General features: G+C 73.4%; 16 protein-coding genes. 4 read left to right on the top strand and 12 right to left on the bottom strand.

All coding sequences use genetic code 11. From position 1 onward, the window contains the following. Nucleotides 1-11 precede the first annotated feature (11 nt). The 3 genes from BLT76_RS11240 to BLT76_RS11230 all read right to left on the bottom strand — a co-directional run bounded on the left by BLT76_RS11240 (nt 12) and on the right by BLT76_RS11230 (nt 2,362). Nucleotides 12-356, bottom strand: coding sequence for a hypothetical protein (locus tag BLT76_RS11240; RefSeq protein ID WP_139175488.1), 345 nt, complete (start codon nt 354-356; stop codon nt 12-14). A 62-nt stretch (nt 357-418) separates the two neighbouring features. Beyond that, nucleotides 419-898 carry a 2'-5' RNA ligase family protein gene (locus BLT76_RS11235; RefSeq protein WP_090855353.1) on the bottom strand — a complete coding sequence of 160 codons (480 nt, stop codon included), beginning with the start codon at nt 896-898 and terminating at the stop codon, nt 419-421. Next, a complete protein-coding gene (locus BLT76_RS11230) occupies nt 899-2,362 on the bottom strand; it encodes a cryptochrome/photolyase family protein (RefSeq protein ID WP_090855350.1) in 1,464 nt (487 codons plus the stop codon). 145 nt (nt 2,363-2,507) lie between these two features. Here BLT76_RS11230 and BLT76_RS11225 point away from each other — a divergent pair, with 145 nt between their 5' ends. Both BLT76_RS11225 and BLT76_RS11220 read left to right on the top strand, forming a co-directional pair. Continuing rightward, entirely contained in the window at nt 2,508-3,239 is a 732-nt protein-coding gene (locus BLT76_RS11225; protein WP_090855347.1) for a dienelactone hydrolase family protein, read from the top strand. Then, nucleotides 3,232-4,269, top strand: a complete 1,038-nt coding sequence (locus tag BLT76_RS11220; protein WP_090855344.1) for an LLM class flavin-dependent oxidoreductase — start codon at nt 3,232-3,234, stop codon at nt 4,267-4,269. The genes BLT76_RS11225 and BLT76_RS11220 overlap by 8 nt, the downstream gene beginning before the upstream one ends. On the opposite strand, the gene BLT76_RS11215 is transcribed toward BLT76_RS11220, so the two are convergent. Genes BLT76_RS11215 through BLT76_RS11195 form a run of 6 tightly spaced genes read right to left on the bottom strand, consistent with a single transcriptional unit; the run spans nt 4,259 to nt 10,312 of the window. Continuing rightward, a complete protein-coding gene (locus BLT76_RS11215; protein WP_211752880.1) occupies nt 4,259-5,557 on the bottom strand; it encodes a glycosyltransferase in 1,299 nt (432 codons plus the stop codon). The genes BLT76_RS11220 and BLT76_RS11215 overlap by 11 nt on opposite strands. 49 nt (nt 5,558-5,606) lie before the next feature. Next, nucleotides 5,607-6,773, bottom strand: a complete 1,167-nt coding sequence (locus tag BLT76_RS11210; protein ID WP_090855342.1) for a lipid-transfer protein — start codon at nt 6,771-6,773, stop codon at nt 5,607-5,609. After that, the gene (locus BLT76_RS11205) at nt 6,770-7,147 is read right to left on the bottom strand and encodes a MaoC family dehydratase (protein WP_090855339.1); all 378 of its coding nucleotides are present in this window, start codon (nt 7,145-7,147) and stop codon (nt 6,770-6,772) included. The genes BLT76_RS11210 and BLT76_RS11205 overlap by 4 nt, the downstream gene beginning before the upstream one ends. Next, a complete protein-coding gene (locus BLT76_RS25705; RefSeq protein WP_244509364.1) occupies nt 7,147-7,575 on the bottom strand; it encodes a Zn-ribbon domain-containing OB-fold protein in 429 nt (142 codons plus the stop codon). The genes BLT76_RS11205 and BLT76_RS25705 overlap by 1 nt, the downstream gene beginning before the upstream one ends. Next, nucleotides 7,572-8,117, bottom strand: a complete 546-nt coding sequence (locus BLT76_RS25700; protein ID WP_170867023.1) for an FAS1-like dehydratase domain-containing protein — start codon at nt 8,115-8,117, stop codon at nt 7,572-7,574. The genes BLT76_RS25705 and BLT76_RS25700 overlap by 4 nt, the downstream gene beginning before the upstream one ends. After that, complete coding sequence (locus tag BLT76_RS11195) at nt 8,114-10,312, bottom strand: acyl-CoA dehydrogenase family protein (protein ID WP_090855336.1); 2,199 nt, start codon at nt 10,310-10,312, stop codon at nt 8,114-8,116. The genes BLT76_RS25700 and BLT76_RS11195 overlap by 4 nt, the downstream gene beginning before the upstream one ends. A gap of 94 nt (nt 10,313-10,406) precedes the next feature. Between BLT76_RS11195 and BLT76_RS11190 the strand changes: the two genes are divergently transcribed. Then, entirely contained in the window at nt 10,407-11,321 is a 915-nt protein-coding gene (locus BLT76_RS11190; protein ID WP_090855334.1) for an alpha/beta fold hydrolase, read from the top strand. Here the strand turns inward: BLT76_RS11190 and BLT76_RS11185 are convergent. Further along, the gene (locus tag BLT76_RS11185) at nt 11,275-12,741 is read right to left on the bottom strand and encodes a WS/DGAT/MGAT family O-acyltransferase (RefSeq protein ID WP_090855330.1); all 1,467 of its coding nucleotides are present in this window, start codon (nt 12,739-12,741) and stop codon (nt 11,275-11,277) included. The genes BLT76_RS11190 and BLT76_RS11185 overlap by 47 nt on opposite strands. Nucleotides 12,742-12,832: 91 nt before the next feature. Between BLT76_RS11185 and BLT76_RS11180 the strand changes: the two genes are divergently transcribed. Further along, nucleotides 12,833-14,077 (top strand): alpha/beta hydrolase, encoded by a 1,245-nt coding sequence (locus tag BLT76_RS11180; protein ID WP_090855327.1) that lies wholly within the window; start codon nt 12,833-12,835, stop codon nt 14,075-14,077. Here BLT76_RS11180 and BLT76_RS11175 read toward each other — a convergent pair. Both BLT76_RS11175 and BLT76_RS11170 read right to left on the bottom strand, forming a co-directional pair. Beyond that, complete coding sequence (locus BLT76_RS11175; protein ID WP_170867022.1) at nt 14,061-14,705, bottom strand: 2'-5' RNA ligase family protein; 645 nt, start codon at nt 14,703-14,705, stop codon at nt 14,061-14,063. The two genes, BLT76_RS11180 and BLT76_RS11175, sit on opposite strands and share 17 nt — an antisense overlap. Before the next feature lie 362 nt (nt 14,706-15,067). Continuing rightward, nucleotides 15,068-17,143 (bottom strand): acyl-CoA dehydrogenase family protein, encoded by a 2,076-nt coding sequence (locus tag BLT76_RS11170; RefSeq protein WP_090855321.1) that lies wholly within the window; start codon nt 17,141-17,143, stop codon nt 15,068-15,070. Nucleotides 17,144-17,177 lie beyond the last annotated feature (34 nt).

The raw sequence follows: 17,177 nt of genomic DNA, 5'->3' as shown, positions 1-17,177 counted from the left end.
TCGCGCCGACCCTATCGCACCCGCCACCCCTCGGGCAGCGGCCGGCCGTCGCGCAGGCAGTCCTCGTCCTCGCCCTTCACGACGACCGTCCAGCCCCACCGCTGGTCGCACGAGAACGGCCGGTTGCCGAGCGGGTCGAGCGTGGCGCCGGCCGGCAGCTCGACGCCCTCGCGGAGGCACTCGGCCCCGCCCTCGGGGTAGGTCACCGGCACCTCGCCGTCCGAGCACTGCCACTCGTCGATCAGGGGCACCCCGCGGATCTCGCGCACGTAGACGGCGTGCGCGCCCCAGGAGAGCAGGGCCACCAGCGCGAGGCCGAGGGCGACGGACAGCGGGATCCAGGTACGACGGGTCATGGCGTCCACCCTGCTCCGGGTCGGGCCCGGCCGGATCCGCCCGCGTACTCAGATCAGGCTCGTCACGGTGCCTCGTCGGGGTCCCAGCGGCGCAGCGCGGTCAGCACCAGCTCGACGTCCGCGGTGCCGACCGCCTCCAGCGCGGCGGGGACCTCGGCGCGCCGGATCCGGCGCCCGAGGGTGAGGTGCGGGAGCCAGCCGCGGTGCTGGAGGTCCCCGGCGCCCGCCCGGAGCCCCAGCACCGCGGCCAGCAGGGCGTCGTCGACGTCGAGGGCCCGCGCGACCGTGACCCGGGATCCGCCCAGGAGCAGCACCCCGGCGACCCGGACCCGGACCGGCAGCAGTGGGCCGACCAGGTCGACCGCCTCCTGGTCGGGCGGCAGCCGCTCCCCGGCGAGCAGGGTCACGTGCGGGGTGTTGGTCATGCCCTTGTGGTCCAGCTGCGACGGCAGCCCGGCGTCGCGCAGCGCCTGCCAGTCGCGCAGCACCGCCGCGCGGCCGGCCTCGTCGGGCACCAGCTCGAACGCGTGCAGGCGGGGCACTCAGTCCTCCAGCCAGCGGGTCGCCCGCTTCGTGTGGGCCGCCTTGGTGGCGGGCGCGAGACCGTCGTACCCCCGCGCGATGACGGAGGCGCGCGGGTTGCGGGCGAACACGTCGTGATGGTCGCGCACGAAGGTCCAGTAGAGCGCGTCCCAGTCGGCGGTCCAGTCGCCGGCGGGCAGGTCGGACATCTTGCGCAGGTAGTTCGAGCCGGAGACGTAGGGCTTCGTGGTCACCAGCCCGCCCGCGGCGAACTGGCTCATGGCGTGCACGTTGGGGACCATCACCCAGTCGTAGGCGTCGACGAACATCTCCATGAACCACTCGTACACCGCCTCGGGGTCGGTGCGCAGCAGGCACATCGCGTTGCCGAGCACCATCAGCCGCTCGATGTGGTGCGCCCAGCCCCGCTCCAGCACCCGGCCGATCACCAGGTCGACAGGGTCCAGACCGGTCTCGCCGGTCCACCAGCCCGGCACGAGCGGGCGGGTGTGCCGCAGGTGGTTGCGGGTGCGCATCCGGCGGCCGTGGACGACGTACGTCGCCCGCATGTACTCGCGCCACCCGATCAGCTGGCGCACGAAGCCCTCCAGCGAGGCCAGCGGTACGTCGTCGACCGCCAGCGCCTGCGCCAGCACGTCGCGCGGGTCGAGCAGGCCGATGTTGAGCGCCGGGGTCATCAGGGAGTGGAAGACGAACGGGTGCTGCGCGGAGATCGCGTCCTCGTAGGGACCGAACGTGGCGAGCCGGTCGCGCAGGAACGCGCGGTACGACGCCCGCGCCTCGGCGTGGTCGGTCGGCCAGGCGAAGGTGGCCGACCTCCCGGGCGCACCGGGGAAGTGCTCGTCCACCCAGGTCGCGGCCTCCTCGACCGCCGGGTGCCGCTCGGGCCAGGGCACCTCCGGCACCGGGTGGTCCTTCGGCAGCTTCTTGCGGTTCTCCTCGTCGAAGGACCACCGCCCGCCCACCGGCGCGCCGTCGCCCTCGACCAGGACGTCCAGCCGCCGGCGCTGCCACGAGTAGAAGTGCTGCATCCGCGCCCCGCCGTCGCCCACCTGCTCGCGGACCTGCTCCCGGGTGGTGAGGAAGTTGGGGGTGTCGCGCCACTCGACCTGCAGCCCCACGTCCTCGGCGGTGGCCTCCAGGTCCTGCGCGAGCCAGTCGTCCACCACGTCGTACGCCGCGAGCCGGGTGGGCCTCAGCCGCGCCAGCACCCTCGCCGTCGCCGCGCGGCTGGTCGTCCGGCCGTCGGAGTCGACCTGCTCGACGTCGTACCCCGCGTCGCGGAGGCGCTCGGCGAAGCGACGCATCGACGCCCGGTGCAGGATCAGCTTGTGGCGGTGGAACGCGTACTGCCGGAACAGCAGGTCGTGCTCGACCAGCACGAACACCGTCCCGGCGGCCGCGCGCAGGTGCTGCTCGAACAGTTGGTGCGGCATCACGAGCCGGACGAGTCGGTCCCCCATGGTGCTCCTGGTACCCGCGGACAGCGGGCGCGTCGTACCCGGACGGACACAAGTCCGCACCGCTGGCCCGCCGGACGCCTGGACGAGGGCGCTCGGGGCGACTTGTGTCCGTCGGTGTACGAGGCCCGCCCGTCATACTCGGCCCATGTCCCTCGACGACTGGACGCGCGGCAGCCACACCGACGCCGATGCGACGACGCACCCGACGTACCGCCGCGGCACCGGGCCGGGGATCGTCGTGATCCACGAGCTCCCCGGCCTCACGCCGTCGGTGGTGGCCTTCGCCGAGGAGCTGGTCGACGCGGGTCACACGGTGGTGCTGCCGAGCCTCTTCGGCCGCGACGGCGCCGCGATGGGCGGGCTCGAGGTGGCCCGGTCGTTCGCGAAGGTCTGCGTGAGCCGCGAGTTCACCAAGCTGGCCACCGGCGAGACCACCCCGGTCGCCGGCTGGCTGCGCAGCCTGGCCCGCTCGCTGCACGAGGAGCTCGGCGGCCCCGGCGTCGGCGCGCTCGGCATGTGCTTCACCGGCGGGTTCGCGCTGGCCATGATGGTCGACGACTCCGTGGTCGCGCCGGTGCTGTGCCAGCCGTCCGCGCCGTTCCCGGTCGGGCGCCGGCGGGCCGCGGACCTCAACCTCTCCCCCGCCGACCTCGAGACGGTACGACGGCGCGCGGCGGGTGGCTGCCAGGTCCTCGGCGTGCAGTACGACGAGGACCCGCTCACCGGGACCCGGTTCCGCACGCTCGAGCGGGAGCTGGGTGAGGCCTTCCTCCGCGTCGACCTGCCCGGCAAGGGCCACTCGACCGTGACCGAGGACCGCAGCCAGGTCGCCGTCGCGCGGGTGCTCGACTTCTTCGGGGAGAAGCTCCGTGGCTGAGCACCCGACCGCGGGCCGGCCCCTGAAGCGGCTCGGCTTCCTGACCATCGGCCTGTTCGACCCGGCCGATCCGCGGCCCGGCCACGAGGCCACACTGCGGCTGATCGAGCGCGGCGAGCAGCTCGGCCTCGACAGCGCCTGGCTGCGCCACCGGCACCTCCAGCACGGCATCTCGTCCCCGGTCGCGGTGCTCGCCGCCGCGTCGCAGCGGACCAGCCGCATCGAGCTCGGCACCGCCGTCACGCCGCTGGGCTGGGAGAACCCGCTCCGCCTCGCCGAGGACCTCGCGACCCTCGACGTCCTCTCCGGCGGCCGGCTCAACCCGGGCTTGAGCGTCGGTCCGCCGATGCGCTACGACGACGTGCGCGAGGCGCTCTACCCCGACACCGGCGACGTCGAGGACTTCACCTACGGCCGGGTCGAGCGGCTGCTCGGGTTCCTGCGCGGCGAGCCGGCCAGCCCGTTCGAGGGCACCCAGGGCATCGAGACCTTCTCCCGCCAGGTGCAGCCGCAGTCGGCCGGCCTCGCCGACCGCGTCTGGTACGGCGCCGCCAGCCTCCGCTCCGCGCAGTGGGCCGGTCAGCAGCGCCTGAACCTGCTCACCAGCAGCGTGATGAAGGCCGAGGACGACAGCGGCGCCGACTTCGCCACGGTCCAGGCGGCCCAGATCGACGCCTTCCGCGCCGCCCACCCGCTCGGCGACGCGGCCCGGGTCTCCCAGGGGCTCGTCGTCATCCCGACCGACAGCGCGAGCGACGACCAGCGCCGGCGCTACGAGGCGTACGCCGAGTCCCGGCTGGCCCGGACCCGCGAGCCGCAGGGCCCGGCCCGGCTGATGTTCGCGCCCGACCTGGTCGGCCCGTCCGACGAGCTCGCCCAGCGGCTGCGCGCCCATGCCGGCTTCCAGCGGGTCGACGAGGTGGCCTTCGCGCTGCCGTTCACCTTCGCGCCGGCCGACTACGAGCAGATCCTCACCGACCTCGCGACCCGGCTCGGACCGGCGCTGGGATGGTCCCCGGTCAGCGGCTGAGCAGGAGCCGCGCCTCGACCAGGTCGACCAGGCCGGGCACACCCGGCGAGCGGCGGATGGCGGCGCCGATCGCCGCACTGCGTGACGCGTACGACGGGTCGTCCAGCAGCCGGCGCACGGCCCGGCGGACCTGCTCCGGTGTCGGCCGGCCGGTCTTGAGCCGGACGCCCGCCCTCGACCAGGCGACCCGCGCGGAGGTCTCGACCTTGTCCTCGGTGTCGCCGGCGACCACGATCGGCGTGCCGTGCTCCATCGCGTAGTGCAGCCCGCCGTACCCGCCGTTGGTCACGAAGACCGAGGTCAGCGGGAAGAGCCGGTCGTAGGGCAGGAACTCGGCCGCCACGGCGTTGGCCGGCAGCGGCGGGAGCAGGTCGAGCGCCGCGTTGCCGGTGCTGACCACGACCAGGACGTCCTCGTCGGCGAGCCCCTTGAGGGTCGGACCCACTAGCTCGTCGAAGTCCGAGACGGCGACCGTGCCCTGGCTGACGTGCACCACGGGCGCACCGGCCGAGAGCCGGTCCCACCACTCCGGCACCGGGAGGCTCGACGGCGTGGTCCGGCTGACCGGTCCGACGAAGTGCAGGTGGTCGGGCGCGTCGGGCCGCGGGTACTCGAACTCCGGCACCGTCAGCTGCACCAGCAGGTCGGCCCGGGTCACGATGTCGAAGAAGAACCCCCCGTCGAGCGGCGCTGCCCCGACCTCGGCCAGGAGCGCCTCGACCCGCTGGTGGACCGGCCGCAGGACCAGCCGGGTCGCGACCTGCTTCATCAGGGCGTTGCGCAGGGTCCCGAGCGGGCCGGCCATCGGCAGCGCCCCGAGCCCGTACGGCGGGGTCGCACGACTCGAGAGGCCGAGCGGCCCGATCCCGCACATCACCCGCAGCGGTCGGGTCGCGTCCGGGAGCGCCTCGAGCACCACGGCGCCGACGAAGGTGAGCTCGAAGAGGACGGCGTCCGCGGGCTCCTCGTCCAGCAGGGCCAGCAGCGCCCGACCGGCGTGCGGCGCCGGGTCCAGGAACGCCCGGGTGACGCCGTCGTTGATCGCGGCCGCGCCCTTCGGCCGCTCGCCGGCCGCCACCTCGTCGAGGGTGACCGCCTCGGGCGGCAGCGGGGCGAACTCGAGGCCGGCCGCGCGGACCCGGTCGGCGTACGCCTCGCCGGTGAGGAAGCGGATCCGCCAGCCCCGCTCGGCCAGCCCTCGGCCGATGGCCAGCATCGGCGCGACGTGGCCGTCGGCCGGCATCGAGCAGAGGATCGCGGACGGGGACGTGGGGCGGTCGGCGCTCACGCGGCCATCCTGGCGAGGGCCCCGGCCCGCTCGCAGCGGAATCGCTCGATCAGCGGCTCAGCACCAGACCACTCGTCGGCACGCCTGTGCCGGCGGTGACGACCAGGTGCTCGACGTCGTCGACCGGGTTGACCGAGCTGCCGCGGATCTGGCGCACCCCCTCGGCGATGCCGTTCATCCCGTGGATGTAGGCCTCGCCCAGCTGGCCGCCGTGGGTGTTCAGCGGGAACGCGCCGTCGACCTCGATCCGCCCGTCGGCCACGAAGCCGGGCGCCTCGCCGCGACCGCAGAAGCCGAGCTCCTCCAGCTGCATGAGGACGTACGGCGTGAAGTGGTCGTAGAGGATGCCCATCCGCATGTCGGCCGGCCCGAGGCCGGACTGGCGCCACAGCTCGCGGCCGACCACGCCCATCTCGGGGATGCCGATGTCGTCGCGGTAGTACGACGTCATGACGTACTGGTCCGCGCCGCTCCCCTGCGCCGCGGCCGCGACGTACGCCGGGGTCTGCGGCAGGTCGGCCGCGCGCTCGGCCGAGACCACGACCAGCGCGACCGCGCCGTCGGACTCCTGGCAGCAGTCGAGCAGGTGCAGCGGGTCGACGATCATCCGCGAGGCCTGGTGGTCCTCGATCGTGATCGGCTTGCCGTAGAAGAACGCGTGGGGGTTGTTCGCGGCGTGCCGCCGGTCGGCCACCGCGACGGCACCGAAGTCGCGGGAGGTGGCGCCGTACTCGTGCAGGTAACGGGTCGCCTGCATGGCCACCGTGGCCGCGGGCGTGCCGAGGCCCATCGGGTAGGACCAGGCGTTGTCGAGGCCGTTGGTGTTCACCTGGGTCGCGGCCGCGAGCGAGAACTGCCCGAAGCGGGACTCGGAGCGCTCGTTGAAGCCGCGGTAGCAGACCACCACGTCGGCGACGCCGGTCGCGACGGCCATCGCCGCCTGCTGGACGGTGGCGCACGCCGCGCCGCCGCCGTAGTTGATCCGGCTGAAGAACCGCATCTCCTTCATCCCGAGCTCGCGGGCCACCGCGATCTCGGAGGAGGTGTCCATGGTGAACGTTGTCAGCCCGTCGACGTCGGCGACCGTCAGCCCGCAGTCGGCGAGGGCGTGCCGGACCGCCTCGACCGACAGCTGCAGCTCGGAGCGGCCGGAGGCCTTGGAGAACTCGGTGGCCCCGATCCCGACGATCGCCGCCTTGCGCGACAGCGTGCTCACACCGTCACCCGGACCGTCCCGGTGACGTGGTCGCCGAGCGACACCGATCCCACGACCGCGATGGTCGCCACGCCGTCCTCGACCGACGACACGGTGCCGCGGAAGGTCAGCGTGTCGTAGGGGTACGCCGGCGCGCCGAGCCGGATCGCGATGCCCCGCAGCGTGGTGTCGTGACCGAGCGCGTCGACGACGTACCGCTCGACCAGGCCGTTGCTGGTCAGGATGTTCATGAAGATGTCCTTCGACCCGGCCGCCTGGGCGACGTCGCGGTCGTGGTGGACGTCCTGCCAGTCGCGGGTGGCGATCGCGGTGCTCACGATCGTGGTCGGGGTGAGCGGCAGGCTCCACTCGGGGAGCTGGTCTCCGACGTTCATCACTCTGCCTCCGGTCGTCGAGTAGCCGAGGAACGAGGCGTATCGAGACGCCACACCGGCAGGGTCAGCTCGTCGTCGACCCGGTTGAAGTCGACCTGCAGCCGCTGGCCGATCGCGATCTCCTCAGGTGCTACGTCGACCACCTCGGCCACCATCCGCACGCCCTCGTCGAGGTCGACCAGCGCGATCACGATCGGCAGCTCCTTGCCCGGGACGGGCGGGTGGCGGTGGACGACGTACGAGAAGACGGTGCCGGTGCCGGCCGCGACCTCGAAGCCGCGGTCGTAGGCGTCGCACTCCTGGCAGGCCGGGCCGGGCGGGAACCGCTTCGCGCCACAGGCGTTGCACTTCTGGATGCGCAGCTCCCCGGCGGCGGTGCCGTCCCAGAAGAACTGCGAGTCCCGGTTGATCATCGGGCGGACGGTCACGAGCGCTCCTTCGGAATGAACTTGAGCACCCGGAATAGCATGGTCGCCACGACCTCGTCCTCGACGTACCAGGTGTTGCGCGACGTCACGAAGTAGCCCTCGCCCATCGCCGTCCTCTTCGGCCCCACGACCGCGTCGAGGGCGCTGGTGACCCGCACCTGCTCCCCCACGCGCAGGTAGCGCTCGTAGGTCTGCTCGCAGTTGGTGCCGAGCACCGCGGTGTAGCCCTCCGCGGTGAGGAAGTCGGTCATCCGGCTGAGCGGGTCCTCGGGCGGCCGCTTGCGGCCGAGCCCGGGCATCGTCCAGACCTGCGCCATCGACGGGGGTGCCTCGTCGCCGTCGCGGAAGCGCGGGTTGTCGTAGCCCATCGCGTCCAGCCAGGTGCCGATCGTCGCCTCGTTGACCGGGTACGGCGCCTGCGACTCGCTCGCCTCGCCGAGGGCCTTGATCCGCTCCGCCTCGGCGACGATCCGCTCGTGGGTCTCGATACGCGCCTGCTCGTCCCTCGCAGGCGCTACTCGACCACCGGAAGCCCCGCTCATCGGGGCACCCGCGGCAGACCGAGGCCGAACATCGCGATCAGCTCGCGCTGCACCTCCTGGACGCCACCGCCGAAGGTGAGCACCAGGTTCCGCTTGGCCTGTCCGTCGAGGTAGGCCAGCAGGTGGTCGGTCTCGGCGTCGGAGGGGTCGCCGTACTTCTGCACGAGCCCGACCAGGGCCGCCGAGAGGTGCTGGACCTGGTCGGCGGCGAAGACCTTGGACGACGACGCGTCGCCGACGGAGACCTCGCCGGAGGCGCCGGCGCGGGCGACCTCCCAGTTGAGCAACTCGTTGACCCGGAACACCGCGGTCGTGCGGCCGAGCACCTCCTGGACGTCGGGCCGGTCGAGCACCCCCGCCTTGGCGCACCACTCCGCGACCCGGTCGCGCAGCCCCTCGATCCGGCCGGCCGGCCCGAGCATCACCCGCTCGTGGTTGAGCTGGGTGGTGATCAGCTTCCAGCCCTGGTTCTCCTGGCCGACCAGCATGTCGACCGGGACCCGCACGTCGTTGTAGTACGTCGCGTTGACGTGGTGCGAGCCGTCGGCGGTGATGATCGGCGTGAAGGAGTAGCCGGGGTCCGTGGTGTCCACGATCAGGATCGAGATCCCCTGGTGCTTCGGGGCGTCGGGATCCGTGCGGACCGCGAGCCACACGTAGTCGGCCTGGTGGCCGCCGGTGGTCCACATCTTCTGGCCGTTCACGATGTAGTGGTCGCCATCGCGGCGGGCGCTGGTGCGCAGCGAGGCGAGGTCGGTGCCCGCGTCCGGCTCGCTGTAGCCGATCGCGAAGTGCACGTCGCCCTCGAGGATCCGCTTCAGGAACAGGTCCTTCTGCTTGTCCGTGCCGTAGCGGATCAGCGTCGGCCCGACCGTCTGCAGGGTGACCGCCGGCAGGTGCACGTCGGAGTACTGCGCCTCGTTCGCGAAGATCGTCTGCTCGACCTCGCCGAGCCCGTGCCCGCCGTACTCCTGGGGCCAGCCGACGCCCATCCAGCCGTCGGCCCCCATCCGGCGCACCACCTTCTGGTACGTCGGGCCGTGCCGGTCGACGCCCATGTCGCGGTGCTCGTTCTCGTCGGCCAGGCCGCCGAAGTAGGCGCGCAGCTCGGCCTTCAGCTCGCGCTGCGCCCGGCTCAGCTCGAGGTTCTTGGTGGTCGGATCCTCGACCGGGACGTCCTCGGCACGGGCGCCCAGCGCGTGCGCGAGGTCGGTGGCCCAGGAGAAGTAGTGGTGCAGCGGGTAGGTCTCGTCGACCCCCATCCCGCCGTGCAGGTGGTGGCAGGTCCGCAGCGCCTGCGGCGCCTCCGTCGTCACCCAGTACGACGCCACCGCGAGGTCGTCGGCCGCCGCCAGGCCCTGGGCCACGCGCCAGGCGGCGTTCTCGGCGGCCAGGTCCAGGGTGCGCGAGGCGATGTAGACGTCGGCGATCTGCATGGCGACGGCCTGGAACTGGGCCAGCGAGCGCCCGAACTGCTCGCGGCCCTTGATGTACGACGCGGTCAGGTCGCGGGCGCCGGTCACCACGCCGGCGGCGGTCAGGGCCAGGCCGGCGACCGCGACCTCGCGCAGCAGCCGGGCGGCGTCGGCACCGCCGCCGAGCAGCTCGGCCGGCGCGCCGTCGAGCACGACCGTGTGCTGCGGCTCCTTGCTGGACGACGTCGACGCCAGCAGCTGGACGCCGGGACCGCTCGGGTCGACCAGGGCCACGGCCGGCGCGCCGTCGTGGCTCACGGTGACGAGCAGGCGGGCCGCGTCCTCGGCGTACGAGACGCCGACCTTGCGGCCGGTAACCGCCCCGTCGGCGTACGTCGTCGCGGGGGTGGCCGTGATGCCGGTGCCGACCTCGCGCAGGGCCGGCGTCAGCACCACCTCGCCGGTCGCGACGCCGGGCAGCAGCTCGGCCTGCTGGGCGTCGGTGCCGTGCGCGGCCAGGGTCAGCACGCCGCAGCAGAGGGTCTCCCAGACCGGCAGGTGCACGGCCCGGGCGGCGGTCTCGCGGAGCAGGACGGCCACCTCGGGCAGGCCGAGCCCCTCCCCGCCGTACGTCTCCGGGACCGGCAGGGCGAGCATCCCGGCCGCGGCCAGCGCGGGCCAGTCGGCCGAGCGGTCGAGGGCTTCGCGGATGACCGAGCGGACCGCCTCGAGGGCCTCCGCCTGGTCCGCATCCGCCTGGATGAATCCGTCCGAGCTCACGCCTTCTCCTCACCAGCCCACGGGGTCGCTTCTCCGCGAAACTGTAACGTGTTCTACCCTGAAACGACACGAGCCGTCGAGTGGGAGGACGACGATGGGCCTGCTGTCACCGCGCGACCTGCTGCGTCGCAGCGTCTACATGCCCTGGGCCCGGATCCCACCCGGTCGGACCGTCGAGCTGGGCGGGCGGGGCACGACGTACGTGACCGACACGCCGGGTCCCACGCCCGACGCCCCGACCATCGTGCTGCTGCACGCGCTCGGCTGCACCGGGCTGCTGACCTGGTACCCGGCGATCGAGCCGCTGTCGCGGCGCTTCCGGGTGGTCACGCTCGACCAGCGCTGGCACGGGCAGGGCATCCGCAGCGACGAGTTCTCGCTCTACGACTGCGCGGACGACGTGGCCGCGCTCCTCGACGTCCTGGAGCTGGAGAGCGTCGTCGTGGCCGGCTACTCCATGGGCGGCGTGGTCGCCCAGCGGATGTGGCGACAGCACCCAGACCGCGTGCAGGGGCTGGTCCTGGCCGCCACCAGCGACCGCTTCCAGCTCAACCTCGCCGAGCGGGCGTTCTTCACCGGCATGGGCACGGCGATGCTCGGCACCCGCAGCCTGTCCCGGTCCCGTACGGCGGTCCGCGCGGCGCGCACCGCCGTACGCGCGCTGTCGCTGGAGCCGAGCGACATCCACGACTGGGCGATGCACGAGTTCCGCAGTACCAGCCCCTGGGCCGTCGGCCAGGCCCTCGCCGCGCTCGGCCGTCACCACTCGCGCCCGTGGCTGGGCCGGATCGACGTCCCGACCGCCGTGGTCGTGACCGGCCGCGACCACATCATCCCGCCGGCCCGTCAGGTCGCCCTGGCCCGGGCGATCCCCGGCGCGACCGTCCACGACCTCGAGGGCGGGCACGCGGCGTGTGTGCTCGAGGCCGAGCGGTTCGTGCCCGTGGTCGTCGAGGCGGCGGTCACGGTGTGGGCCCGGCGGCGCGACTTCGCGCGCGGCGCCTCCTGAGCGGCGTCGCGGTGTTCCTGGCCGCGACGGCGGCCTTCAGGACGGCCAGCTCCGCCGGGAACCGCTGGACCAGGTCGTCGACGTCCGGCATCGACTCGCGGCAGGCGATCACGCCGACATGGACCTTGCCGTTGTTGGACATCACCGTGATGTTCAGGCCGGCACCGTGGAAGACCGGGCCGAGCGGGCTGAGCACGTCGACCCGCGCGCCGGTGAAGTAGAGCGGCACCGGCGGGCCCGGCACGTTGGAGATGACCAGGTTGTGCACGACCGGGTGCTTCTCGGCCAGCCGCAGGTTGGCGTAGGCCCGCACGGCGAGCCCGAAGGTCCGCGGCGCGGCGAACTCGGCCCAGTCCTGCAGGGCGTCGGCGCTGATCGCGTGGTGGTGGTCCTTGGCGTTCTTGTTCCGCAGCGCCATCTCCGAGAGCCGCTCCAGGGGGTCCTCCTCGTCGGTGCCGAGCTTGGTGAACAGCGCGGAGACCTTGTTGGCACCGCTGGAGCGACGGGTCGACTCGCGCACCGAGACCGGGACGGTCGCCAGCAGCGAGTCGTCGGGCAGCTCGCCCCGGTCGTCGAGGTAGGAGCGCAGCGCGCCGCCCGCGACGGCCAGCACCACGTCATTGACGGTCGTCCCCGTCTCGCGCTTGATCGCGCGGACGTCCTCGAGGTCCAGGTCGGCGAGCGCGATCGCGCGGTGGCCGGTGATGGTGCCGTTGAACGACGTGCGCGGCGCACGCAGCGGCGCGGCCATCGCGGTCCCGGCCCGGGCGCGTCCGACGGTCTTGGTGACCAGCGCCGCCGACGGCGCGAGCAGCCGTACGGCGCTCAGCGGCTTGGTGACGTTGCTGACCACGGCGCGGCCCAGCAGCTCCAGCTGGCCCGGGTCGTGAGCGGGGGCCTGCGGCTCGGCCGAGGCGAGCGGGTCGGCGGCCGGCTCGAGGCTGCACAGGTGCGAGACCAGGTTGGCGCCGGAGACGCCGTCCACGGTCGCGTGGTGCATCTTGGTGAACACCACGATGCGGTCGGACCCGCTGCCCCCGTCGTACCCCTCGATGATCCACATCTCCCACAGCGGGCGGGAGCGGTCGAGCGGCAGGCCGGCCAGGTGCCCGACCAGGTCCATCAGCTCGCGGTAGCCGCCGGGCGTGGGCAGGGCGAGGCGGTGCACGTGCCGCTCGATGTCGAACTGCTTGTCGCGCACCCAGACCGGGTGGTCGAGGCCCATCGGGACCCGGCGCAGCTTGCGGGTGAACTCGGGGACGTCACGCACCCGCCGATCGATCTCGGCCTGCATCGTCGCGAACGAGTAGCCGTCGGGGATCGTGCTCGGGTCGAGGACGATCACCCCGCAGACGTGCATGAGCTGGGCGGGCGTCTCCAGGTAGAGGAAGCTCGCGTCGAGTCCTGACAGGCGGTCCATCACCGTACGTTTCCCTCGGTCGTCGTTCTGGAACGTGTTCTACCCCTCAACGACGGGAGATCGGTCAGGTCCCGTGCCTAGGGTGTGACGCATGTCCTTCCTGCGCCGCCAGGTCGTCACCGCCGCCCTCACCGCCAACGCGATCCGACCGCTGCCGGGCTTCCGGGTCGGCATCCCCGCCTTCTTCGCCGGCTGGCTGACCGGCGAGCTCGCCCCGCACCTGCTGGCGGTGACCGCGGCCGACGCGGCCACGCACGCCCGCGGTCGCAGACGCAGCGTCCGCGGCCTGGCCCTCGCCGCCGCGAACGCCGCCGGGTTGGCCTTCCTCGTCGACCAGGCCCGCCGGGTCGGGACCCGGGCCGAGGAGTCGCTGACCGAGGGGCTCGGTCTCGACTACGTCGAGCAGCTCGACGCCAAGCCGACGCCGGCCGACCTCGCCGTCCCGTGGCGACGGCTGGTCAACCCGTTCCGAATGAGCAGTCCCGACGTGCACCGCCAGCGCGACGTCGTCTACGACGACCGCCACGGCCGACGGGGCCTGCTCGACATCTACACGCCCGCGGCCGGCGTACCCGAGGGCGGTGCGCCGGTGCTGCTGCACGTGCACGGCGGCGCCTGGACGGTCGGGGCGAAGGAGCAGCAGGGCATCCCGCTCATGCAGCACCTCGCGGCCAAGGGCTGGGTGTGCGTCTCGATCAACTACCGGCTGGCGCCGCACGACCCGTTCCCGGCCCAGATCGTCGACGTGAAGAAGGCCATCGCCTGGATCCGCGAGCACATCGCCGACCACGGCGGCGACCCCGACTACCTGGCCATCACCGGTGGCTCGGCCGGGGGTCACCTGGTGTCGCTGGCCGCGCTGACCCCCAACGACCCGGCGTACCAGCCCGGCTTCGAGGACGCCGACACCACGATCCAGGTCGCGGTCCCCCACTACGGCGTCTACGACCTCGCCGGCTCGACCGGATTGCGCAGCGCCGAGCTGATGCGCGACCGGTTCCTCGGCCCGCGGGTGCTCAAGCGCCGCTGGCGCGAGTCGCCCGAGGCCTTCGAGGACGCCTCGCCGATCCTGCGGGTCAGCGCCGACGCCCCCGACTTCTTCGTCCTGCACGGCTCGCTCGACACCCTCGTCGGCGTCGACCAGGCCCGGCTCTTCGTCGAGCGGCTGCGTCAGGTCTCGAAGCGCACGGTCGTGTACGCCGAGCTGCCCGGCGCCCAGCACGCGTTCGACGTGTTCCCGTCGATCCGCAGCTCCCACGTCGTGCGCGCGATCGACCGCTATCTGCACTGGCACTGGAACGGCTACCGCCGCGAGCGGCTCACCGACCCAGCATGAGCTCGTCCACCACGTGCCACTGGTAGTGCCGGTCGCGACGCGTCACCGCGGCCAGGGTCAGCCGGTCGACCGGCACCGTCGCGCGTACGGCGGGCGCGTCGGCGACCGCTCGGTCCAGGTCGGCCGCCGGGACGGCCCGGTTGAGGTAGGCCAGGCTGACGTGCGGCCGGAACCGGGTCGGGTGCACCACCGGTCGCTCCTCCCCGAGCACCTCCTGGGTCCGGCGCCGCACCAGCGTCTGCAGCTCCCGCAGCTGGTCTCCGGGGCCGGCCGCCAGCGCGACCGCGGTCCGGAACCGGACCACCGGCCCCAGCTCCAGCGTCAACGGCCCGCTCGCCGCGACACCGTCCGCCACGCGCCGCGCCACCTCGGCGAGCAGGTCCGCGCCGAGCTCGTCGTCGTACCCGATCTCGGTCAGCGTGAGGTGCCGCCACCGCGGCGGCACGGGGTCGAGCCACGCGGACCGGCCGAGGGCGTCGACGTACGCGTCGAGGGCGGGCAGCCGGACGGCGCCGTCGGGGACCGTGAGGTACCAGAACGCGCACGTCCGCTCGTCCGCCCAGTCGGGCCGCCACTGCCAGTGGTCGGCACCGTCCTCCGCGACGGTCACCCCGTTCGTGGTGTCCACGAGAGCCGACGGTAGCCAACCGACGGGCGTCCGCGGTCCCACCGGGACTGCGCTCCCCTAGGCGCCGGCCCACAGGGTGGTCCAGGCGACTGCACGATCGTGGAGTGCCGCACGCATCAGGTGCGTGCTGGACTCCACGATGACGCAGGGACCAGCCCGCAGCCCATGCCGCCTGCACTGACCGCGCCCCGTAGCCAGCCAAGACGAGGAGCCAAGCGGACCCGAAAGGCCGGACCGCGAGGGTGGGAGGAGCTGAAGCCCTAGTTCGTCCTACCGGGTTTCGAGGCTCGGGCCTGGCGGCCCTCGCACCTCAACCAGCGGGCGGGCGGCCGATCACCGGGCCTGGACGTGGCCGCAGCCCGCTAACGCGGAAGTCCCAGGATCCGCTCGCCGGCGACGTTGCGGAGGATCTGGGTGGTGCCGCCGGCGATGGACAGGCAGCGGGTGTTGAGCATCTCCCAGACGTCGGCCCGTACGTCGTCGTCGGTCGCCGCGACCACCGCCCGGTCGCCGTGCAGCGCGACCACGAGCTCGGAGCCCTCCTGGCGGTTGCGGACGCCGAGCAGCTTGGCCACCGACGACTCCGGGCCGGGACCCTGGCCGGCCAGCGACCGCAGCACGGTGCGGACGCCGAGCAGCGAGCACACGGTGGACAGCGCGACGGAGTGACCGACGGCCACCCGCTGCGCCGGCGACGCCGAGGCGGCCAGCGCGACCGCTCGCTCGGTCGACTTCGACAGCCGGCTGGTCGCCATGGCGACCCGCTCGTTCGCAAGGGTCGTCCGGGCCAGCTTCCAGCCGTCACCGGGCTGCGCGACCACCATCGCGTCCGGCACGAAGACCTCGTCGAGGAACACCTCGTTGAACAGCGCCTCGCCCGTGATCTCCCGCAGCGGCCGGACGTCGAGGCCGGAGGAGTTCTTCATGTCGACCAGGAAGTAGGTGATGCCGCGGTGCTGCGGCACGTCCGGGTCCGTGCGGGCCAGGCAGATGCCCCAGTCGGCCTTCTGCGCGACCGAGGTCCACACCTTCTGACCGGTCAGCCTCCACCCCCCGTCGACCTTCACGGCCCGCGTGCGCAGCGAGGCGAGGTCGGAGCCGGAGCCGGGCTCGGAGAACAGCTGGCACCAGATCAGCTCGCCGAGCAGCGAGGGCCGCACGAACCGCTCGCGCTGCTCGTCGGTGCCGTGCTCGAGGATCGTGGGCAGGGCCCAGCCCGCGATCACGATGTCGGGACGGGTCACGGCGGCCCGGGCGAGCTCCTGGTCGATGACGATCTGGGCGACCGCATCGGCGCCCAGGCCGTACGGCGCGGGCCAGTGCGGGGTGAGGTAGCCGGCCTCGACCAGGCCCGCTCGCTGCTCGTCCGCCGGTCGGGCCGCGATCGCCTCGACGGCCGCCCGCACCTCCTCGCGCAGGCCGTCGTCGCGGCCGTCGAGGTCGACCTCGAGGCGCCGTCGTACGCCGTCGACCGCCCGGTCGGTGAGCCGGGCGGCCGCGGCGTCGGCGTCCCCGAGCAGGGCCCGGAGCCCGGCCGCGCGACGGTAGTAGAGGTGGGCGTCGTGCTCGTAGGTGAACCCGATGCCGCCCAGCACCTGGATGCAGGTCTTGGCCACCGAGAGCGCGCCGTCGAAGCAGGTCGCGGCGGCCACGTCGGCCGCGAACGCCCACTGCTCGTCGTCGGTACCGAACGCGACCGACGCGACGTCCCAGGCGGCGGCGGTCACCGACTCGGCGGTCTCCAGCATCTCGGCGCACAGGTGCTTGATCGCCTGGAAGCTGCCGATCTTCTGGCCGAACTGCTCGCGCACCTTCGCGTAGTCGACCGCCGTCTCCAGGCACCAGCGCGCGACGCCCGCGGCTTCGGCGGCCCCCAGCGTCACCGCGGTACGACGCACCAGCTCGGTGTCCAGCCCGGGTACGCCGACGCCCGCGGTCGGGTCGTCGACCCGCACCGACCCGAACCGGCGGCTCAGGTCCAGCCCGAGGACCGGCGTGAGCGTGACCGCCGAGCGCGGCAGCACCGTCCACGTCCCGTCGAGCACCAGCAGCACGTGCGTCGCCGACGGCACGTCCCACACGACGTCGGAGAGCCCGAGCGCCACCACGGCTCCCTCGCCGAGCGCGGACGCCACCGGCGACTCCCCCAGCAGCGCCGCGGCGACCGCCGGCCCGAGCAGCGGGCCGGGCGCCAGCTCGTGGGCGCACGCCTCGAGCGCCACCGCGACGTCGAGCACCGACCCGCCGCCACCCCCGGCGGCCTCCGGCAGCCCGATGGTGGCGACGCCCATCTCGCCGACGGCGGCCCACGCCTCGGCGAAGGTCGCGGCCGGCTCGGTGTCGACCGCGCGGACCACCGCGGGACCGTCGAGCGTCGCCGCCCACTTGCGCAGGCTGTCGGCCAGCTCGACGTGCTCGTCGGAGATCCCGATCGACATCGGCGTCCTTCCGGTCGGAAACTAGAACGTGTTC

The sequence above is a fragment of the Nocardioides lianchengensis genome, from assembly GCF_900101465.1.
In the GTDB taxonomy this organism is placed as follows: Bacteria; Actinomycetota; Actinomycetes; order Propionibacteriales; family Nocardioidaceae; genus Nocardioides; species Nocardioides lianchengensis.
The sequence above is the reverse complement of the archived record's forward strand: the minus strand, read 5'-3'. Positions and strand labels throughout refer to the sequence as shown.

What these genes read in the sequence shown, in the direction of transcription:
- BLT76_RS11240 (WP_139175488.1), bottom strand. Translation starts at nt 356, where the DNA reads ATGACCCGTCGTACCTGGATCCCGCTGTCCGTCGCCCTCGGCCTCGCG.
- BLT76_RS11190 (WP_090855334.1), top strand. Translation starts at nt 10,407, where the DNA reads ATGGGCCTGCTGTCACCGCGCGACCTGCTGCGTCGCAGCGTCTACATG.
- BLT76_RS11180 (WP_090855327.1), top strand. Translation starts at nt 12,833, where the DNA reads ATGTCCTTCCTGCGCCGCCAGGTCGTCACCGCCGCCCTCACCGCCAAC.
- BLT76_RS11230 (WP_090855350.1), bottom strand. Translation starts at nt 2,362, where the DNA reads ATGGGGGACCGACTCGTCCGGCTCGTGATGCCGCACCAACTGTTCGAG.
- BLT76_RS11185 (WP_090855330.1), bottom strand. Translation starts at nt 12,741, where the DNA reads ATGGACCGCCTGTCAGGACTCGACGCGAGCTTCCTCTACCTGGAGACG.
- BLT76_RS25700 (WP_170867023.1), bottom strand. Translation starts at nt 8,117, where the DNA reads ATGAGCGGGGCTTCCGGTGGTCGAGTAGCGCCTGCGAGGGACGAGCAG.
- BLT76_RS11205 (WP_090855339.1), bottom strand. Translation starts at nt 7,147, where the DNA reads ATGAACGTCGGAGACCAGCTCCCCGAGTGGAGCCTGCCGCTCACCCCG.
- BLT76_RS11170 (WP_090855321.1), bottom strand. Translation starts at nt 17,143, where the DNA reads ATGTCGATCGGGATCTCCGACGAGCACGTCGAGCTGGCCGACAGCCTG.
- BLT76_RS11225 (WP_090855347.1), top strand. Translation starts at nt 2,508, where the DNA reads ATGTCCCTCGACGACTGGACGCGCGGCAGCCACACCGACGCCGATGCG.